Genomic DNA, 1,676 nt, shown 5'->3' on the forward strand with positions numbered 1-1,676 from the left:
CGACTGCGCATCACCCCGACGCCGCTGCATTCCGACGCCGATATCGCCCATCTCGTCGAGGCCCTGCATTCGCTCTGGTCGCGTTGCGCGCTGGCGCGGATGGTAGCCTGAGCACGGGGGAAAGATGCACGATATTCGCCGCGATCAAAGAGATAAATCGCCGCTCGCGGGACAAAGCGTGAAGCAAGCATCGAGGAGACAACGGCGTTTCCCCCGCAGACCCTGCGCAAGGAAATCGCCATTGTCCCGCAGGAGGTGACGATGTTTGCCGCTTCCGTTTACGACAACATTGCCTTGGGAAGGCCGGCGCTATCCAGCGAGGCCTGGAGGAATTGATGGCGGCGCGGACCATGATCGTGATCGCGCACAGGCTCGCCACCGTGCTCAAGGCGGAGAGGATTCTGGCGATGGACGCAGGATCGTGGAAGAGGGGACGCACGCCTCGCTCATGCGCCAAGGCGGCCTTTACACGCGCCTGGCGGAGCTGCAGTCCGAGATTCCGGCCGGTCTTGAACCGGAACAGGACGCTTGATTGGCGATTGTCCGACGTCCGCGCAGCAGGACTTTGATCTTCCGGTGCTATTCTTCCAGGAGGAGAGCCGTCGCGAGATAACCCACGCTGACGGTGCTCGCAAAGAGGTAGATGAAAAGGCCCTGTGCCAGATAATTCTCGAGCGTTTCTGCTGCTGCAAACCCGTTCTGCCAAACGAAGAACCCCACGGCGCATCCTATTGCAAAGCCCGTGGCCAATCGAGTGAGCATGAACCTGATCATGCAAGGCATGGCGCCTACCTCTGACCTGACCGCAATAAACGTCGGGGCGCCCGGAATGTTCCGTCGCCAAAATGATCTCTGTCAACGACCGGCGGGCGCGACCATGCAAGAAGCGGAGGAAACCGGAGACCGTATCAGTGCATCTTCTGCCTTTCGCATCAGGCGTTTTCACGCTTCTCATCTTGCCCGGGCCGACCAACGCCATTTTGGCAATGGCATCTCAGGGGCTGACTGTCGGGCGCGCGATCGCGCTACTCGCCACCGTCCTGCTGGCATATCTTGCGATCGTCCTTCCGGCATCCGGTCTGGCCGGCTCTTTTCTCAGCGATCACCCCCTGGTTTCGCAAGGCGTCAAACTCATCTCGGCGACCTGGGTGCTGTACCTGGCACTGCGGCTCTGGGGCATGGGATCGAGCCAGGTCGAGGCCGTGAGCGTAAGGCAGCTGGCCGTGACGACGCTGTTAAATCCCAAAGCGCTGATCATCGGACTGACGATGCTCCCTCCCGCAGCGGAGCTGTCTGCTGCAGGATCCATTACCATTCTCGCATCCGTGGTCCTCGCGGTCTCCTCGATCTGGCTGTCGATCGGCAGGGTCATCCTTGGACGTGATAAACGGATACCGTCGTTTGCCCGGCGATGCGGATCCGCAACCCTCGTCGCATTCTCCGCCGTCTTGACGTTCAGCGCTCTTGATGGATGAAAGCCGCTCCTGTTTCTGCTACGCGCGGCGAGCGGCCGCCTTCGCAAGCCCTTGGTGCGGCTGGCAAACACTGGTGTTCCATAATGCTGATTACGCCAGATTCGCCTGTAGCCGGGTACATTCTATTTCCAAGTGCGACATGCCAATGATTTCAATGGCTTCACTTTGGAGATTTTGGCATGTCCCGATGCTATACGCAGC

At 59.9% G+C, this 1,676-nt stretch carries 2 protein-coding genes and 1 pseudogene; 2 read left to right on the forward strand and 1 reads right to left on the reverse strand.

The genetic code is table 11. From position 1 onward, the window contains the following. Positions 1 to 213: 213 nt before the first annotated feature. Positions 214 to 532: pseudogene (locus FHT70_RS30555) on the forward strand (hypothetical protein); the annotation flags it as partial. Positions 533 to 579: 47 nt separating this feature from the next. Here FHT70_RS30555 and FHT70_RS30025 read toward each other — a convergent pair. Continuing rightward, positions 580 to 783 carry a hypothetical protein gene (locus tag FHT70_RS30025; RefSeq protein WP_183706745.1) on the reverse strand — a complete coding sequence of 68 codons (204 nt, stop codon included), beginning with the start codon at positions 781 to 783 and terminating at the stop codon, positions 580 to 582. Between the two features lie 128 nt (positions 784 to 911). Between FHT70_RS30025 and FHT70_RS30030 the strand changes: the two genes are divergently transcribed. Then, positions 912 to 1,475, forward strand: a complete 564-nt coding sequence (locus tag FHT70_RS30030; protein WP_183706746.1) for a threonine transporter RhtB — start codon at positions 912 to 914, stop codon at positions 1,473 to 1,475. Positions 1,476 to 1,676 lie beyond the last annotated feature (201 nt).

Origin of the sequence: Rhizobium sp. BK049, from assembly GCF_014193135.1 — a bacterium.
Classification (GTDB): Bacteria; Pseudomonadota; Alphaproteobacteria; order Rhizobiales; family Rhizobiaceae; genus Rhizobium.